This window comes from Xanthomonas sp. NCPPB 1067 (genome assembly GCF_020783795.1).
In the GTDB taxonomy this organism is placed as follows: Bacteria; Pseudomonadota; Gammaproteobacteria; order Xanthomonadales; family Xanthomonadaceae; genus Xanthomonas; species Xanthomonas melonis.
Map to the genome: position 1 here is coordinate 82,762 of NZ_JAJGQG010000011.1, position 16,244 is coordinate 99,005.

Here is a 16,244-nt window from a genome sequence, read left to right on the forward strand (position 1 = left end):
GCTCAAGCTACATTTGAGGTATGCACATTGATTTTGCTTATAGTTAGAGCATGCCTCCACATGCCGGCCCGAATCTTCGTCATCTGTATGCCCTGGTCGTGGTGCATCGGCTGGGCAGCATCAGTGCGGCTGCGCCGCAGGTGAACCTGTCGCAGCCGGCCCTGACCCAGGCGGTGGCGCGGCTGGAGCAGCAGCTGGGGGTGCGCCTGTTCGAGAGACAGCCGGGCGGCATGCAGGCCACCGAGGCGGCCTTGCTGGTGGTGCCGCGTATCGAGCGCGCGCTGGCGCACCTGGGCCGGGGCATCGCGGTGGCCCGGCGTGCGCTGCGGTTGCCGGCCCACCCGGGGCTGGAACGACGGGTGTCGTTGGGGCAGTTACAGGCGCTGGTGGCAGTGGAGACTGCCGGCAGCTACTCGCTGGCGGCGGCGCGTGCCGGCGTGTCGCAACCGGCGATCTACCGCGCCGTGCAATCGCTGGCCGACGTGATCGGGGTGGCGCTGACGGTACGCCGTGGCAAGGCGGTACAACCCACACCGGTCGCCGAACGGCTGTTGCGGCAGGTGCGCCTGGCCTTGGCCGAAGTGCGCGCCGCGCTCGACGAGGTGGCCGCGCTGCGATCGCAGCACGCAGGCCGGATCGTTCTGGGGGTGATGCCGCTGGCGCGGGCGATCCTGCTGCCGCAGGTACTGGCACGGTTCGCGCGGGCACATCCGGACGCCAGCATCGGCGTGGTGGAGGGGCCGTATGAAGCCTTGCTGGGGCATCTGCGCGAGGGCGGGCTGGATCTGCTGATCGGCGCGTTGCGCGAGCGCCTGCCGGTCGGCGATGTCGTGCAGGAGCCGCTGTTCGACGACGAGCCGGTGATCGTGGCACGTAGCGGGCATCCGCTGGCGGCGCGACCCTACACATTCGCGCATTTGCTGGAGTATCCATGGGTGATCGCTGCCGCCGGCACACCGGTGCGCGAACGCTGGGAGCGCATGTTCCGCGACCACCAGCTGACGCCGCCGCCGCTGCGCATGGAATGCGGGGCCGAGCTCACCGTGCGCGGGCTGTTGCTGGACGGCGACTGGCTGACCCTGATGTCGCGCGATCAGTTCCTGTTCGAGCGCCGCGCCGGACTGCTGTGCGAGATCGGCCGTGCCGGGCCGCAGCTGCGCCGCCAGATCGGCATGACCACCCGCAGCGACTGGCATCCCACGCGTGCGCAGACGGTGTTCGTGCAGATGTTGCGGCAGGTCTGCGCCGAGCGCGTGCAGCCGGCCGACGCACATGCAGGACCCTTCCGCCATTGCGCCATGCCGGCGGCCGAGCCGCCCTTGCGTTCACGCCCGGCCGGGTCAGAATCGGCTTCCTCATGAGATTGGAGTGCCGATGCTGCCCGACTGGGTGAGCGGAACCTGGCTGCTGGCGCTGGACTGGACGATCCGCCTGGCGGCCCTGTTCTGGATTCCTGCGCGCACCACGCCGGGAGCGGCACGCAGCTGGCTGCTGTTGATCGGATTCGTGCCGGTGGTCGGCCTGCCGCTGTATCTGCTGTTCGGCCATCCGTGGTTGTCGCGTTTGCGCGTGGAGCGGCAGGCCACCGCCTCCCAGGTGATCCGCGAGCAACAGCTGCCGCTGCATGCGCTGCGCTGGACACCGCCGGCGGGCACCAGCAGCGCCGAGGTGGTGCCGCTGGTCGAGCGGCAGGGCGATTTCATGCCGACCCTGGGCAATGCGGTGGAACTGCTCGACGACTATGCGCAGTCGTTGCAGGCCCTGATCGCGGCGATCGATGCGGCCGACAAGCGGGTGCACCTGCTGTACTACCTGATGTTCGACGACGCGGTGGGCGAGGCGGTGGCTGCGGCGCTGGAACGCGCACAGGCCCGCGGCGTGCGTTGCCGCGTGTTGCTCGATGCGGTGGGCGCCAAGCGCGGTCTGCGGCGGTATCGCAAACGCCTGCGGGCCGGTGGCATCGAGGTGCTGGAGGTATTGCCCGGTGGCCTGCGCTGGCGTCGCAGCGGGCGCATGGATCTGCGCAACCACCGCAAGATCGCGGTGATCGACAACCAGGTGGGGTTCGTCGGTTCGCAGAATCTGGCCGAGGCCGGCTTCATCGACGGGGTGCCCAATCGCGAGCTGGTGGCACGCGTGCGCGGGCCGGTGGTCAATCATCTGGAAGCGGTGTTCGCCAGCGACTGGTTCACCGAAACCGGGCAGCGCCTGGACGTGTGGCCGGACGCGCCGGTCTGCCAGGCCAATATCGCAACCCAGTTGCTGCCCAGCGGGCCGGCCTATCCGTTCGAGAACGCACGCGATGCGATCAATGCGGTGATCCATCTGGCACGGCGCAGGGTGGTGCTGGTCACGCCGTACTTCGTGCCGGATGAGGCCCTGCTCAGCGCGCTGCGTATCGCGGCGGTGTCCGGCGTGGAGGTGCAGCTGATCCTGTCCGAGCGCAACAACCAGTGGCTGGCCGCCTGGGCCCAGGACGCCTACTTCGACGAGCTGCTGCGCTGCGGAGTGAAGATCGCGCTGTACCGCCCGCATTTCCTGCATGCCAAGCACCTGAGCGTGGACGAGGACATGGCGCTGGTCGGATCGATCAACCTGGACATCCGCTCGTTCGCGCTCAATGCCGAGATCGGCCTGCTCTGCTACGACCGGGGTGTGGTGCAGCGGTTGCGCCAGATCGAGCAGGACTATCTGGACAACGCACGCCAGCTGGATCTGCAACAGTGGCGCCGCCGCCCTGCCTGGCGCCGCAGCCGCGAAGGCATTGCGCGGCTGGCCGATGCGTTGATGTGAGCTGGCGCGGGCACTGCGGGCTGATGGGTCGATTGGCGGCGGCTCCTGGTCTTCCTGCAGTGCTGGCAGCCACGGCGCCTGCCAGGCCCGGAGCGTGGCCGCGCTTGCGCCGGCGGATGCGTCCGGCAGCAGGCGTGACGGCTGCTGCCAGGCGTATGTCCGGTCGCGCAGCGGTCATCGGCGCGACGCAGGCATCGCCTACACTTGCGGTATGAGTGAACTGCACAATTCCGGCGACGCGGTGATCGCCATCGTCGGCGGTGGCGCATCCGGTGTGCTGGTGGCAGTGCAGCTGTTGCAGCAGGCGACCACACCGGTGCAGATCGTGTTGATCGAACCGCATGCGGTGCTGGGCGAGGGCGTGGCGTATTCCACCACGCGCCCCGAGCACCTGTTGAACGTACCGGCCGGCCGCATGAGTGCGCTGGTGGATGTGCCGCAGGATTTCGTCGACTACCTGCGCATGCAGGGATGTTGCGCGGAGCTGGACGATGCACAGCTGCCGCTGCAGTTCGTCGGGCGCAGGCATTACGCAGCGTATCTGCGCGATCGCCTGCAGGCCGCACGTGGTGCCAGCCCGGCCACCCTGCGTGTGCACACCGCACGCGTGCAGACCCTGCAACCCAGCGCCACCGGTGCGTTGTTGCAGCTGGACGATGGACACACGGTGCTGGCTGCCGCGGTGGTGTTGGCGGTGGGCAACGCGCTGCGGCCGCTGCCGGTGCGCGGCGCCACAGGCTTGTCGGGCACCCAGCGGGTGGAAGCCTGGGACACCGGGGCGGTGGCGGCGTTACCGCCGGAGGCCGCAGTCTGCATCGTCGGCTCCGGCCTGAGCATGGCCGACACCGTGGTGACGCTGGCTGCGCAGGCGCACCGCGGCGCGGTGCATGTGGTCTCGCGGCACGGCCTGCTGCCATTGCCGCATGCGCATGGCGCGCTGGCCGACTTCGACCCGCAACCGCTGCTGGGCTTGCCGCTACGCGCACGCCTGCGCCGCCTGCGCCAGCAGGCGCGTGAGGCAGGGGCGCAAGGGGTGCCGTGGCAAAGCGTGATGGAGCGGATCCGTCCGTTGAGTCAGGCGCTGTGGCAGACGCTGTCGCTGGACGATCAGCGCCGTTTCCTGCGGCATGTGGTGCGCTACTGGGATGTGCACCGCCACCGCATCGCCGCGCCGGTGTATGCGCAACTGCAGGCGATGCAGGCGCGTGGACAACTGCAGCTGCACCGCGCGCGGCTGGACGTGGCCTTCGAAGTGGGCGCCTGCGTCCGCGTGAGTGCCGGTGCCGCCAGCGCCGGGCATGCCTTGCAGCTGGATGTGCAGACGCTGGTCAACGCCACCGGCGTGGAAATGCGCGTGCAGGCGATGCGCAATCCATTGTTGCAGCAGCTGCTGGGGCAGGGGATCGCGGTGGCCGGCCCGCATGGCATCGGCATGGACACCGCTGCCGACGGCAGCCTGATCGATGCCGAAGGGCGGGCCGATGCGCGGCTGCGCGTGATCGGCAGCCTGCGCATCGGCTCGCTGTGGGAGAGCCTGGCGGTGCCGGAATTGCGCGAGCAGGCAGCGGCGATTGCGCGGGATGTGTTGGTAATGCCGGGCGTTGTTCCCTTCTCCGCTCGGGAGAAGGTGCCCCGAAGAGGCGGATGAGGGGCGCCGCAGAGAGTCGCCAGTCTCTGCACTGATAAACGCGTCGCCACGCGCCTGCAGAGGTGACGCGACCACTGCTTCGCCCCGGACCCTCACCCCAACCCCTCTCCCGGCGGGAGAGGGGCTCTGCCACGGCGAGCATCCGCCTGCGCTCTTGCAGGCGGTAAAACAATCAGCGCCCCGCCTTCTCTGGCAGGCGGCAGAGCAACCACTATCCTGCCTTCACCCGCCTGCGGGGGAAGGTGCCCGAAGGGCGGATGGGGCAGCAATCCCAACCCCTTCATCGCAATCTCAGCCGCAGCGACGTCACAACCGGTAAAATGCGCCGGTGGATGTCTCTCATTTGCTCGATCATCTGAACCCCGCCCAGCGCGAGGCCGTTTCCGCGCCGCCGGGGCATTACCTGGTGCTGGCCGGCGCCGGCTCCGGCAAGACGCGCGTGCTGATCCATCGCATCGCCTGGCTCAACGAAGTCCAGGGCGTGCCTCCGCACGGCATCTTCGCGGTGACCTTCACCAACAAGGCCGCCGGCGAAATGCGCCACCGCACCGACCTGCAGCTGCGCAACGGCAGCCGCGGGATGTGGATCGGCACCTTCCATGGACTGGCGCACCGGCTGCTGCGTCTGCACTGGCAGGATGCGCGGCTGCCGGAAGGCTTCCAGGTGATGGACAGCGACGATCAGCTGCGGCTGGTCAAGCGCGTGGTGCAGGCGCTGGAGCTGGACGAAGGCAAGTATCCGCCCAAGCAGATGAGCTGGTGGATCAACGAGCAGAAGGACGAAGGCCGCCGTCCGCAACACATCCAGCCCGAGCCCAACGACGACTGGACCGAGGTGCGCCGGCAGGTGTACGCCGCCTACCAGGAACGCTGCGACCGCTCCGGCCTGCTGGATTTCGCCGAGCTGCTGCTGCGGGCGCACGAGTTGCTGCGCGATACCCCGGCGCTGCTGGCGCATTACCGCGCGCGCTTTCGCGAAATCCTGGTGGACGAGTTCCAGGACACCAACGCCATCCAGTACGCCTTCGTGCGCGTATTGGCCGGTGAATCGGGCAATGTGTTCGTGGTGGGCGACGACGACCAGGCCATCTATGGCTGGCGCGGCGCCAAGGTCGAGAACGTCCAGAAGTTCCTGAAGGACTTCCCCGGCGCGCAGACCGTGCGGCTGGAGCAGAACTATCGTTCCAGCGCCAATATCCTGGGCGCGGCCAATGCGGTGATCGCGCACAACCCCGACCGGATCGGCAAGCAGCTGTGGACCGATTCGGGCGACGGCGATCCGATCGATCTGTATGCGGCCTACAACGAAGTGGACGAAGCGCGTTACGTGGTCGAGCGCGCGCGCCAATGGGTGCGCGATGGCGGCAGCTATGGCGAAGTGGCGGTGCTGTACCGTAGTAACGCGCAGTCGCGCGCGCTGGAAGAGGCGCTGATCTCCGAGCAGCTGCCGTACCGCGTGTATGGCGGCATGCGCTTCTTCGAGCGCGCCGAAATCAAGGACGCACTGGCCTACCTGCGCCTGCTCACCAACCGCAGCGACGACGCCGCGTTCGAACGCGCAGTCAACACGCCCACGCGCGGCATCGGCGACCGTACGCTGGACGAAGTACGCCGGCTGGCGCGCGCCAATGCGCTGTCGTTGTGGGAAGCGGCGATGCTGGCCACGCAGGAGAACAGCCTGGCCGCGCGCGCGCGCAACGCCCTGGCCGGCTTCCTGAGCCTGGTCGGCCAGCTGCATGCCGAGACCGGGCAGATGGACCTGGCCGAACGCATCGACCACGTGCTGGTGCGCTCGGGCCTGCGCGAGCACTGGGCCAAGGAAAGTCGCGGTGGGCTGGATTCGGAATCGCGTACCGAGAACCTGGACGAACTGGTCTCGGTGGCCTCGCGCTTCACCCGGCCGGACGACGAAGACAGCCAGGGCATGACCGAACTGGTCGCGTTCCTGGCCTACGCCTCGCTGGAGGCCGGTGAAGGCCAGGCGCAGGCCGGCGAGGACGGCGTGCAGTTGATGACGCTGCATTCGGCCAAGGGCCTGGAGTTTCCGATCGTGTTCCTGGTCGGTCTGGAAGACGGCCTGTTCCCGAGTGCACGCTCGCTGGAGGAAAGCGGCCGGCTGGAAGAGGAGCGCCGCCTGGCCTATGTGGGCATTACCCGCGCGCGGCAGAAGCTGGTGCTGTGCTACGCCGAATCGCGGCGCATCCACGGCCAGGACAACTACAACGTGCCCTCGCGCTTCCTGCGCGAGATTCCGCGTGAGCTGCTCAACGAAGTCCGCCCGAAGGTACAGGTCTCGCGCACCGCATCGCTGGGTGCGGCACGCGGCGGCCCGGTGCATGGCATCGTGGAGACGGCACCGATCAAGCTCGGCGCCAATGTCGAGCATCCCAAGTTCGGCGGCGGCGTGGTCGTTGATTACGAAGGCGCCGGCGCGCATGCCCGGGTGCAGGTGCAGTTCGACGACGTCGGTGCCAAGTGGCTGGTGATGGCCTACGCGAACCTGACGGTGGTGTAGCCGGGTTTGCTTCCGGCGGTGCCGTGCCGTCTCGAAAGATGGACGTTGCTTGCGCTGGAACAAGCTTTCACCGTCCCTGCATTGGGAACAGGTAGCGCCTGGGATGACACTGCCAGCCGGCCGTTGAAATCTCCCCGCCGCAGTCGTGCCCTCACCCCCCTCTTCCGCGGGCGGGAGTGGGGCAAACTCGCGTGTTCGTGTGATTTCCCGCGCGTGTAAGACATGCACCTCGCCGTACACCCGTATGGCCTCCTTCCTCCGCTTGCGGGGGAAGGTGCCCGAAGGGCGGATGGGGTGGAGGCCTTCGTTCGCATCGGTACCCGGGTCGCCGCGCCGGTCTGACCTGTTGGCACGGCTAGCGGGTGCGCCGGCGTGCACCCTGCACGGCCGCGTCAGCATCCGGCGGCAATCCCGGGCAGATGTGCGGTCATGGCGGCATGGCATCGCGCCATGGATCGTCCGCGTCGCATGCGCCCCGCAGCCCATTGGTGCATCGCTCGATGCATTGCCCATTGCACCCATGACACCCTGCTGTCGACGTTGTCGCCAACGCAGTCAACGGATACAGCCACAGCGCCACGAACCAAGCAGCAGCGAGCACATCTGCGCCACGCCAGCGCATGCCGCCGCGATCGCCGCACTGATCCGCATCAAGGTCGCGCACACCCGCATATGCCACCGTGTACTCACCCATCGGCAGCAATGCCGCCTTGCAGGAGGTCATCATGTACAAACGCATTCTCATCGCCATCGATGCATCCGAGCTTTCGCATCGGGGGCTGTTCCAGGGCCTGGAACTGGCCAAGGCCACCGGGGCCAGCGTGGATATCGTGACCGTGTCCGAGCCATGGGCAATGGGCATGTACGACGCGATGGGCTGGAGCGTGGGATACGAGGCGAGCCCGGAATACCGCAAGGAGCGCGAGGCGGCCGCCGAGAAGATCCTGCGCCCGGCGCTGGAGCTGGCGGCCGCCGCCAACCTCAAGGCCAACGCGCGCCACGTGCTGGACCGCTTCGCGGCCGAAGGCATCGTGCAGACCGCCGAGGAGTGCAAGAGCGATCTGATCATCATGACCTCGCATGGCCGCCGCGGCATGCGGCGCATGCTGCTGGGCAGCCAGACGGTGGAGGTGCTGACCCACAGCACGATCCCGGTGCTGGTGATCCGCTGACGCAGCGACCCTGCGGTGCCAACAGGAGCGTCGCACCGTGGTTGCCTGCAGATCCAGCGTAGAGGGGCGACGGGGCGCTGCCGACCCGCTCCATTGCGCATGCAGGCGCGCTCCAACGCAGCGCGCCCCAACCAGCGCTCAGGCGTCCATCGATTCCACTCGGGCCGCCGTGTTCTGCGCCGGCCGTGCCAGCCGGCGCAGCGCCTCGGCGTGCACCAGCGGCGCGCCGTGGCTGGCTGACACACCGTTACGCGGTATGGCAGCCGTCGGGGCCGGTGCGTCCTGGCTCAGCTCGCGCATGAAACGCCACATCGGCATGTAGTGGCCGCGGCGCGGCGCCGGTGCGTGCGGCCTGGCGCGGCACTGGCGTCGCCACTGCATCGGCGGCATGCCGAAGCGCTGCTGGAAGGCCCGCTGGAACTGCCGCTCCGAGGCGAACCCCATCTCATACAACAGCCAGGTCAGGCTGCAGTCCGGATAGGCCTGCAGATAGCGATGCGCAGTGCACAGCCGCTGCTCGCGGATATAGCTGGCCACCCCGCCGCGCGACTGGAATAGCCGATACAACGAGGCGCGCGAGAGCGCGAATGCCTGCTGCAGCGAATCGGTGCCGAGTTCGGCTTCGCCGATATGCTGTTCGATGTATGCCAGCAGATCGATCATCAACGGCGTCTGCGCGTCCATGGTCGCGCACGCCTGCGGAACGATGGCGCTGTAGTAACCCATGCTCATGTGGTGCTGCCTCCGGCCCACTCCCCGGGGCCTGTCCCTGGATCAACCGAAAAAAGCGGCGGCAACCCATCACGCGCCTTTCACGAACCCGGTGGGGCATCACGCATCGATGCGATTGAGACGATTTGTCGGGTGAGCGTTGCGGGCCGTTCCTAGACTCGCCGCAGCGCTGAGAAAGCGTCATCGCACGGCCTGCCGCTTCGGTCCGCGTGGTGCGCGGCAGTTGCGGGATGGCCCGCAGCACCGGCGTCGCACGCAGGCCGCAGGCCATTCGCCGGGCCGGCGACATCCAAGCCACACGGCAGCGCCCGTGCCCGACACGGTGGCGCAACGGGCAAGCTCAATCGGAGATCAGGCATGGCCAGCAGTCAGAAGTTCATCGCCCGCAACAGGGCACCACGGGTGCAGATCGAATACGACGTGGAGGTCTACGGCGCGCAGAAGAAGGTGCAGATTCCGTTCGTGATGGGCGTGATGTCGGACCTGTCCGGCGCCAATGCCGGCGAGCTGCCGTCGCTGGACGAGCGCAAGGCGCTGGAGATCGATGTCGACAACTTCGACAGCCGCCTGCAGTCGATGCGCCCGCGTGCGCAATTCAAGGTGCCCAACACGCTGACCGGCGAAGGCGAACTGGCGGTGGACATCACCTTCGAGAGCATGGACGACTTCTCGCCGGCAGCGATCGCCCGCAAGGTCGCGCCGCTGGCCAAGTTGCTGGAAGCGCGCACCCAGCTGGCCAACCTGGATACCTACATGGATGGCAAGGCCGGTGCCGAGCAGCTGATCGCCAACGCCATCCGCGACCCGGCGCTGCTGCAGTCGCTGGTGTCGGCGGCCAAGCCCGCTTCCGAGCCGGAAGGAGCCTGACGCCATGTCCGCCACCGAAGCCGCACTGGCGACCAGCACGACCGAAACCAGCGAGCAAGGCGATTTCGCCGCGCTGCTCAACCGCGAGTTCCGCCCCAAGAGCGAACGCGCCAAGGAAGAAGTGGAATCGGCGGTCCGCACGCTGGCCGAGCAGGTGCTCGCGCGCAGCGATGTGGTCGGCGAGGACGTGTCGCAGACCATCAAGGCCTATATCGCCGAGATCGACCGCACGCTCACCGAACAGCTCAACCAGATCCTGCACCACCCGGATCTGCAGCAGCTGGAAGGCGCCTGGCGCGGCCTGCACTATCTGGTCAACAACACCGAAACCGACCAGCAGCTCAAGATCCGCGTGCTGAACATCAGCAAGAAGGAACTGGGCAAGGTACTCAAGCGCTACAAGGGCACCGCCTGGGATCAGAGCCCGATCTTCAAGAAGGTCTACGAGCAGGAATACGGCCAGCTCGGCGGCGAGCCGTATGGCTGCCTGGTCGGCGATTACTACTTCGACCAGAGCCCGCCGGACGTGGAATTGCTCAACGGCATCGCGCAGGTGGCCGCAGCCGCGCACGCGCCGTTCATCGCCGCCGCCGCGCCGAAACTGATGGGCATGGACAGCTGGAACGAGCTGTCCAACCCGCGCGATCTGGCCAAGATCTTCTCCACACCCGATTACGCCGCGTGGCGCTCGCTGCGCGAATCGGAAGACTCCAAGTACATCGGCCTGGCGATGCCGCGCACGCTCTCGCGGCTGCCCTACGGCGCGGCCACCAGCCCGGTGGACGAGTTCGATTTCGAGGAAGACACCGCCGGTGCCGATTCGGGCAAATACACCTGGCAGAACGCTGCGTATGCGATGGCGGTGAACATCAACCGCTCGTTCAAGCAATACGGCTGGTGCTCGCGCATTCGTGGTATCGAGTCCGGCGGCGCGGTGGAGGGGCTGCCCACGCACACCTTCCCCACCGACGACGGTGGTGTGGACATGAAGTGCCCCACCGAAGTGGCGATCACCGACCGTCGTTCGGCCGAGCTGGACAAGATGGGCCTGATGCCGCTGGTGCACCGCAAGAACTCGGACATGGCGGCCTTCATCAGCGCGCAATCGTTGAACAAGCCAGACGAGTACGACGACCCGGATGCCACCGCCAATGCGGCACTGGGCGCACGTCTTCCCTACATGTTCGCCTGCTGCCGGTTCGCGCATTACCTCAAGTGCATCGTGCGCGACAAGATCGGCTCGTTCTCCGATCGCGAGCAGATGCAGAGCTGGCTGACGCGTTGGGTGACCCAGTACATCGATGGCGATCCGTCCAACTCCAGCGAGGAAACCAAGGCGCGCAAGCCCTTGGCCGCGGCCGAAGTGGTGGTGGAGGAAGTGGAAGGCGCGCCGGGCTATTACAGCTCCAAGTTCTTCCTCAAGCCGCATTACCAGCTCGAAGGCCTGACCGTGTCGCTGCGCCTGGTCTCGCGCCTGCCCTCGGCCGCCAAGGCCTGATCCGACGCATCCGCGTCATGGGCGCAATGCCACCGCGCGTTGCGCCACCCCTGTGTTGTCACTTTCATTGAAGGAGCAGTTCCATGGCGTTCGACATGCACATCAAGTTCGGCAGCGGCAAGGTCAAGATCGAAGGCGCGTCCAACCACAAGAAGCACAAGGGCGAGATTCCGATCCTGGCGTGGTCGTGGGGCGCGAGCAATTCCGGCGACCTGCACACCGGTGGCGGTTCGGCCAGCGGCGGCAAGGCGCACGTGCAGGACATCTCCATCACCAAGTACGTGGACGGCTGCTCCAACGCGCTGCTGGATGCAGTGTGCACCGGCGCGCGGGTAGAGAACGCCTGGCTGTACGTCACCAACGCCACCGGCGAGCAGAGCGACTTTCTCACCCTGGAACTGAGCGAAGGCGTGCTGATCACCTCGCTGTCCACCGGCGGTTCCGGCGGCGAAGACCGTCTGACCGAGAATGTGACCCTGCACTTCGGCAAGTTCAAGTACGGCTTCCAGCCGCAGGACGACAAGGGCGCGGCGCAGGGCGGCGCGAAGGAATTCACCTACGACATCCAGGGTGTCGCCAAGGCGTAGGGCCAGGCGCATTAAGACCGCACGAGCGCAGGGTGCGCGGCCCAGGTCCTAGGTCAGCATGTACCACACGACATGCTGGCGACGCGGCCGCGCTTGCGCCGTTCCGGCAACGCCGCGCGGCAGTGCGCTGGCTGCCCTGATCTCTGCCAGGTATTGACCGGCGGTGCCGCGATCGGCGCCGCCCCCTTTTTCGACGAGGACATGCGCGATGGATGCCACCGCACAGACCTTGCTTGCCCGTGGCGAGCCGGCGCAGGCGTTGCAGCAGCTGGTGCAGCAGGTACGCCGGCAGCCGGCCGATGCCGCGCAGCGCGTGTTCCTGTTTCAGCTGCTGGCCGTGCTGGGCCAATGGTCGCGTGCGGCCGACCAGCTGCGCGCCTGCGGTGAGCTGGATGGCACCATGCAGCCGTTGGTGCAGACGTATCTCACCGTGTTGCAGGGCGAGCAGACACGCGCGCAGGTGTTTGCCGGCACCCAGTTGCCGCATGTGATCGGCGAGCCCGCCGAGTGGCTGGCGTTGCATCTGCAGGCCTTGCGTCTGTCTGCGCAGGGGCATGGCGAGCAGGCGAGCGCCTTGCGTGCGCAGGCCTTCGAACTGGCGCCGGCAAGCGCAGGCGCGCTCGATGGCGAACGCTTCGAATGGCTGTCCGACGCCGATACGCGCTTCGGTCCGTGCATCGAACTCATGCTCGACAGCGGCTATGCCTGGGCGCCGCTGCAGCAGATCCATCAGCTGCGCTTCGAACCGCCGGTGGATCTGCGCGATACCGTGTGGGCGCCGGTGAGCGTGCTGTGGCGCAATGGCGGGCAGGCGCTGGCCTACATGCCGGTGCGCTATCCCGGCAGCGAACATCTGGATGCGGGCGAGCTGCAGCTGGCGCGCCGCACGGAGTGGACGCAGGGCGCGCAGGGCGAGATCGGCCTGGGTCAGCGCATGTGGAGCACCGACGCGCGCGAGGTGGCACTGCTGGACGTGCGCCATCTGCAGTTCGATCTGGGCTGACAGCACATGGCCGAACTCACCACCACCGAACGCCTGCAGCCCTCGCTGCTGGACCGGCTCACCGATGCCGCGCCCAGCCAATGCGAGGAGAGCCGCGAGCAGCGGGTGATCTCGGCCACACGCCTGCGCGAGTGCGTGATCCGCGATCTGTCGTGGTTGTTGAATGCGGTCAATCTGGATACCAGCCATCCATTGGGCGCGTATCCGCAGGTGCAGCGTTCGGTGCTCAATTTCGGCATTCCGGATCTGGCCGGCGTGGCGGTCACCGGCATCGATGCGGCGGCGCTGCAGCAGCGTCTCCGCGAGGCGATCCTGGCCTTCGAGCCACGCCTGATCCCCGACACGTTACGGGTCAGCGTGCATGCCGATACCACGCGCATGGACCGGCGCTCGCTGCTGTTCACCATCGAATCGGAGATGTGGGCGCAGCCGCTGCCGCTGAATCTCTACCTGAAGACCGCGCTGGACCTGGAAACCGGCCGGCTCGATGTCGTCGAAGGGCATGGCTGACATGGACCCGCGCCTGCTCCCGTACTACAGCCGCGAATTGCAGCATGTGCGCGACATGGGCGCCGAGTTCGCACGCGAGTACCCCAAGATCGCCGGCCGGCTCGGGCTGGACGCTTTCGAATGTGCCGACCCGTACGTGGAGCGCCTGCTCGAAGGCTTCGCGTTCCTGGCCGCGCGCGTGCAGCTCAAGCTGGATGCGCAGTATCCGGTGTTCACCCAGCACCTGCTGGAAATGGTCTATCCGCACTACCTGGCGCCGCTGCCATCGATGGCGGTGGTGCAGTTGCAGCCGGACCTCAAGGACAGCGGCCTGGCGGCCGGGGTGACGGTGCCGCGCCACAGCGCGCTGCGCAGCCTGATCGGCGCAGGCGAGCGCACCGCCTGCGAGTTCCGCACCGCGCACGCGGTGACGCTGTGGCCGCTGCAGGTGGCCGAAGCCAAGTATCTGGACTCGCCGGCCGCGCTGGCGGCCGCCGGCATCGGCTTGCCGGCAGGGCGCACGGTGCGTGCGGGTATCCGCCTGCGGCTGGAGCTGGTGGGTGGCGCACAGGTGCAGGCACTGGCGCTCGATCGCCTGCCGATCTTCCTCGCCGGTGCCGATGGCCTGCCCAAGCGGCTGTACGAACAACTGCACGGCGACACCAGCGCGGTGGTGGTGCGTGGCAGCGACGCCGGCGGTGGCAGCGTGGAAACCATGCTGGCTGCGCACAGCTTGCAGATGCGCGGTTTCGACGACGCCGATGCATTGATTCCTTACGATGGCCGCTCGTTCAGCGGTTATCGGTTGCTGCAGGAATACTTCGCCTGCCCGGAGCGCTTTCAGTTCGCCGAGTTCGCCGGATTGCGCCCTGCGCTGCGCCGCCTGCACGGCAGCAGCGTCGAGCTGGTCGTGCTGCTGGAGCGCAGCGTGCCCAGCCTGGCGGCGGCGCTGAGTGCCGAACACATCAAACTGTTCTGCACGCCGGCGATCAACCTGTTCCCGCGCCGTGCCGATCGCATCCACCTGCAGCCTGGCGCGCATGAGTACCACGTGCTGGCCGACCGCACCCGGCCGATGGATTTCGAGATCCATCACCTGGGCGAGGTGGAAGGCTTCGGCGACCGTCAGGAGCCGGAGCAGCGCTACACGCCGTTCTATGGCGGCGACGCATGCAGCTGGCACGCGCGGCATGGCGCGTTCTACACCGTGCGCCGCGAGCCGCGGGTGTTGTCGGCGCGGCAACGGCGCGACGGCGCGCGCTCCAGTTACGTGGGCAGCGAGGTGTTCGTCAGCCTGGTCGATGCCAATGACCAGGCGCAGGCCAGCAGCCTGCGCCAGCTGGGCCTGCAGCTGTGGTGCAGCAACCGCGACCTGCCGCTGCACATGCCGGTGGGCAAGGGCGCGACCGACTTCACCATGGACAGCGGCGTGCCGGTGCACAGCGTGCGCTGTGTGGCCGGGCCGACCAAGCCGCGCCCCGCACTCTCCGACGGGCAGACCGCCTGGCGCTTGCTCAGCCAGTTGCAGCTCAATTACCTGTCGTTGTTCGAAGACGGGCCCAATGGCGTGGCCGCGCTGCGCGAAATCCTCACCCTGTACTGCGATCCGTTCGATGCCGCCGCGCAACGCCAGATCGAAGGCATCAAACAGGTGAGCGGCACACCGATCGTGCGGCGCATTCCGGTGCCCGGCCCGATCACCTTCGGCCGCGGACTGGAGATCACCCTCACCTGCGAGGATGCTGCGTTCGAAGGCACCGGCGCCTTCCTGCTGGCCGCGGTGCTGCGGCACTTCTTTGCGCGCTATGTCTCGGTGAATTCCTTCACCGAAACCGTGCTGCGCACCACCGAGCGCAACGAGGTGGCCCGATGGCCAGCCCAGCCCGGCACGCGCCCGCGCCTGTGAGCGCGGCGGCTGCGGCGCTGGCACAGGCGCTGCAGACCCGCCCACAGGATTTCAGCCCGTTCGCGGCCTTGCGCGCGCTCGAGCGCTGCCATCCGCAGCATCCGCGCCTGGGCGAATCCGCCCGTGTGGCGGACGACATGGTGCGCCTGCGCCACACGCCGTCGCTGGCGTTCGCTCCACATGCACTGGACCGGTACACGCCGGCGCGGGAAGACCGGCCGGCCGCCTTGCACAGCCTGTTTCTTGGTCTGTTCGGCCCGAATGCCCCGTTGCCGTTGCACCTGACCGAATACGCCATCGAGCGTGCACAGCAAGCCAAGGACGGCACCTTCGCTGCGTTTGCCGATGTGTTTCATCACCGCATGCTCAGCCTGTTCTATCGCGCCTGGGCACAGGCGCAGCCTGCCGTGCAGGCCGAACGCCCGGCAACCGACCAGTTCCGCGCGTGGCTGGATGCCTTGGTGGGCATTGCCAGCCCGCACCTGCGCGAGCGCGATGCACTGCCCGACGATGCGCGCCGGTACCACGCCGGACGTCTGGGCGCGGTCACCCGCACGCCGGAAGGCTTGCGTGCCCTGCTGCAGCAATTGTTCGAGTGGCCGGTGCAGGTGCAGGAATTCATTGCCGAATGGATGCGGCTGCCGGCCGACGCGCAGCTGCGGTTGGGCCAGGGCCCACGCACTGCGCAGTTGGGTGTGGATAGCGTGGTCGGCGCACAGGTGCGCGGCGCGCAGCAGCGCGTGCGCATCCGTCTGGGGCCATTGCCACGCATCGTGTTCCAGCGTTTCCTGCCCGGTGGCCAAGCGCTGCGCCAGCTCACCGCTGCAGTGCGCGCCTATCTGGGCGACGAATTCGGCTGGGAACTGCAGTTGCTGCTCAAGGCCGACGAGGTGCCCACCCCGCAGCTGGCACGCAACAGCCGGCTGGGCCTGGACAGCTGGCTCGGCCGCCGTGCCTGGAGCATCGCCGACGACGTGTTGCTACGCCCCTCTGGCTGACCCGCACGGCTCTCACTTTCGCTCATACGCAACGTA

General features: G+C 67.7%; 13 protein-coding genes and 1 pseudogene. 12 read left to right on the forward strand and 2 right to left on the reverse strand.

Annotation, left to right across the window (positions count from 1 at the left end):
• Positions 1 to 50 precede the first annotated feature (50 nt).
• From LL962_RS10700 to uvrD, 4 genes are all read left to right on the forward strand, one after another.
• On the forward strand, positions 51 to 1,361 hold the full coding sequence (locus LL962_RS10700; RefSeq protein WP_228316878.1) for a LysR substrate-binding domain-containing protein: 1,311 nt from the start codon (positions 51 to 53) through the stop codon (positions 1,359 to 1,361).
• 13 nt (positions 1,362 to 1,374) lie between these two features.
• Positions 1,375 to 2,793, forward strand: coding sequence for a cardiolipin synthase (gene cls / locus LL962_RS10705; RefSeq protein WP_104587806.1), 1,419 nt, complete (start codon positions 1,375 to 1,377; stop codon positions 2,791 to 2,793).
• A gap of 211 nt (positions 2,794 to 3,004) precedes the next feature.
• Positions 3,005 to 4,441: an FAD/NAD(P)-binding protein gene (locus LL962_RS10710; protein WP_228316879.1), complete on the forward strand. Its 1,437-nt coding sequence runs from the start codon at positions 3,005 to 3,007 to the stop codon at positions 4,439 to 4,441.
• 328 nt (positions 4,442 to 4,769) lie between these two features.
• Entirely contained in the window at positions 4,770 to 6,956 is a 2,187-nt protein-coding gene (gene uvrD / locus LL962_RS10715; protein ID WP_228316880.1) for a DNA helicase II, read from the forward strand.
• Between the two features lie 427 nt (positions 6,957 to 7,383).
• Here uvrD and LL962_RS10720 read toward each other — a convergent pair whose 3' ends face one another.
• A complete protein-coding gene (locus LL962_RS10720; protein WP_146092381.1) occupies positions 7,384 to 7,689 on the reverse strand; it encodes a hypothetical protein in 306 nt (101 codons plus the stop codon).
• Here LL962_RS10720 and LL962_RS10725 point away from each other — a divergent pair.
• On the forward strand, positions 7,682 to 8,128 hold the full coding sequence (locus LL962_RS10725) for a universal stress protein (RefSeq protein ID WP_104587802.1): 447 nt from the start codon (positions 7,682 to 7,684) through the stop codon (positions 8,126 to 8,128). The two genes, LL962_RS10720 and LL962_RS10725, sit on opposite strands and share 8 nt — an antisense overlap.
• A gap of 138 nt (positions 8,129 to 8,266) precedes the next feature.
• On the opposite strand, the pseudogene tagK reads toward LL962_RS10725, so the two are convergent.
• Positions 8,267 to 8,925, reverse strand: a pseudogene (gene tagK, locus LL962_RS10730) (transcriptional regulator TagK).
• Positions 8,926 to 9,217: 292 nt separating this feature from the next.
• Here tagK and tssB point away from each other — a divergent pair.
• The 7 genes from tssB to tssG all read left to right on the forward strand — a co-directional run bounded on the left by tssB (position 9,218) and on the right by tssG (position 16,208).
• Positions 9,218 to 9,727, forward strand: a complete 510-nt coding sequence (tssB, locus tag LL962_RS10735; protein ID WP_008572540.1) for a type VI secretion system contractile sheath small subunit — start codon at positions 9,218 to 9,220, stop codon at positions 9,725 to 9,727.
• Positions 9,728 to 9,731: 4 nt separating this feature from the next.
• Entirely contained in the window at positions 9,732 to 11,225 is a 1,494-nt protein-coding gene (gene tssC / locus LL962_RS10740; protein ID WP_228316881.1) for a type VI secretion system contractile sheath large subunit, read from the forward strand.
• Between the two features lie 83 nt (positions 11,226 to 11,308).
• Positions 11,309 to 11,812, forward strand: a complete 504-nt coding sequence (locus tag LL962_RS10745; protein ID WP_104587800.1) for an Hcp family type VI secretion system effector — start codon at positions 11,309 to 11,311, stop codon at positions 11,810 to 11,812.
• A 208-nt stretch (positions 11,813 to 12,020) separates the two neighbouring features.
• Positions 12,021 to 12,815 (forward strand): type VI secretion system accessory protein TagJ, encoded by a 795-nt coding sequence (locus LL962_RS10750; RefSeq protein WP_228316882.1) that lies wholly within the window; start codon positions 12,021 to 12,023, stop codon positions 12,813 to 12,815.
• A gap of 6 nt (positions 12,816 to 12,821) precedes the next feature.
• Positions 12,822 to 13,325, forward strand: coding sequence for a type VI secretion system baseplate subunit TssE (gene tssE / locus LL962_RS10755; protein ID WP_104587798.1), 504 nt, complete (start codon positions 12,822 to 12,824; stop codon positions 13,323 to 13,325).
• Between the two features lies 1 nt (position 13,326).
• Entirely contained in the window at positions 13,327 to 15,210 is a 1,884-nt protein-coding gene (gene tssF, locus LL962_RS10760) for a type VI secretion system baseplate subunit TssF (RefSeq protein ID WP_228316906.1), read from the forward strand.
• Positions 15,174 to 16,208: a type VI secretion system baseplate subunit TssG gene (tssG, locus tag LL962_RS10765; RefSeq protein WP_228316883.1), complete on the forward strand. Its 1,035-nt coding sequence runs from the start codon at positions 15,174 to 15,176 to the stop codon at positions 16,206 to 16,208. Before tssF ends, tssG begins: the two co-directional genes overlap by 37 nt.
• The last annotated feature ends 36 nt before the right edge of the window (positions 16,209 to 16,244 follow it).

Excerpts from the sequence above, each read along its gene's own strand:
- tssF (WP_228316906.1), top strand. The coding sequence starts at position 13,327 with ATGGACCCGCGCCTGCTCCCGTACTACAGCCGCGAATTGCAGCATGTG.
- tssB (WP_008572540.1), top strand. The coding sequence starts at position 9,218 with ATGGCCAGCAGTCAGAAGTTCATCGCCCGCAACAGGGCACCACGGGTG.
- tssG (WP_228316883.1), top strand. The coding sequence starts at position 15,174 with ATGGCCAGCCCAGCCCGGCACGCGCCCGCGCCTGTGAGCGCGGCGGCT.
- LL962_RS10725 (WP_104587802.1), top strand. The coding sequence starts at position 7,682 with ATGTACAAACGCATTCTCATCGCCATCGATGCATCCGAGCTTTCGCAT.
- LL962_RS10745 (WP_104587800.1), top strand. The coding sequence starts at position 11,309 with ATGGCGTTCGACATGCACATCAAGTTCGGCAGCGGCAAGGTCAAGATC.
- LL962_RS10750 (WP_228316882.1), top strand. The coding sequence starts at position 12,021 with ATGGATGCCACCGCACAGACCTTGCTTGCCCGTGGCGAGCCGGCGCAG.
- LL962_RS10710 (WP_228316879.1), top strand. The coding sequence starts at position 3,005 with ATGAGTGAACTGCACAATTCCGGCGACGCGGTGATCGCCATCGTCGGC.
- LL962_RS10700 (WP_228316878.1), top strand. The coding sequence starts at position 51 with ATGCCTCCACATGCCGGCCCGAATCTTCGTCATCTGTATGCCCTGGTC.
- cls (WP_104587806.1), top strand. The coding sequence starts at position 1,375 with ATGCTGCCCGACTGGGTGAGCGGAACCTGGCTGCTGGCGCTGGACTGG.
- tssC (WP_228316881.1), top strand. The coding sequence starts at position 9,732 with ATGTCCGCCACCGAAGCCGCACTGGCGACCAGCACGACCGAAACCAGC.
- tssE (WP_104587798.1), top strand. The coding sequence starts at position 12,822 with ATGGCCGAACTCACCACCACCGAACGCCTGCAGCCCTCGCTGCTGGAC.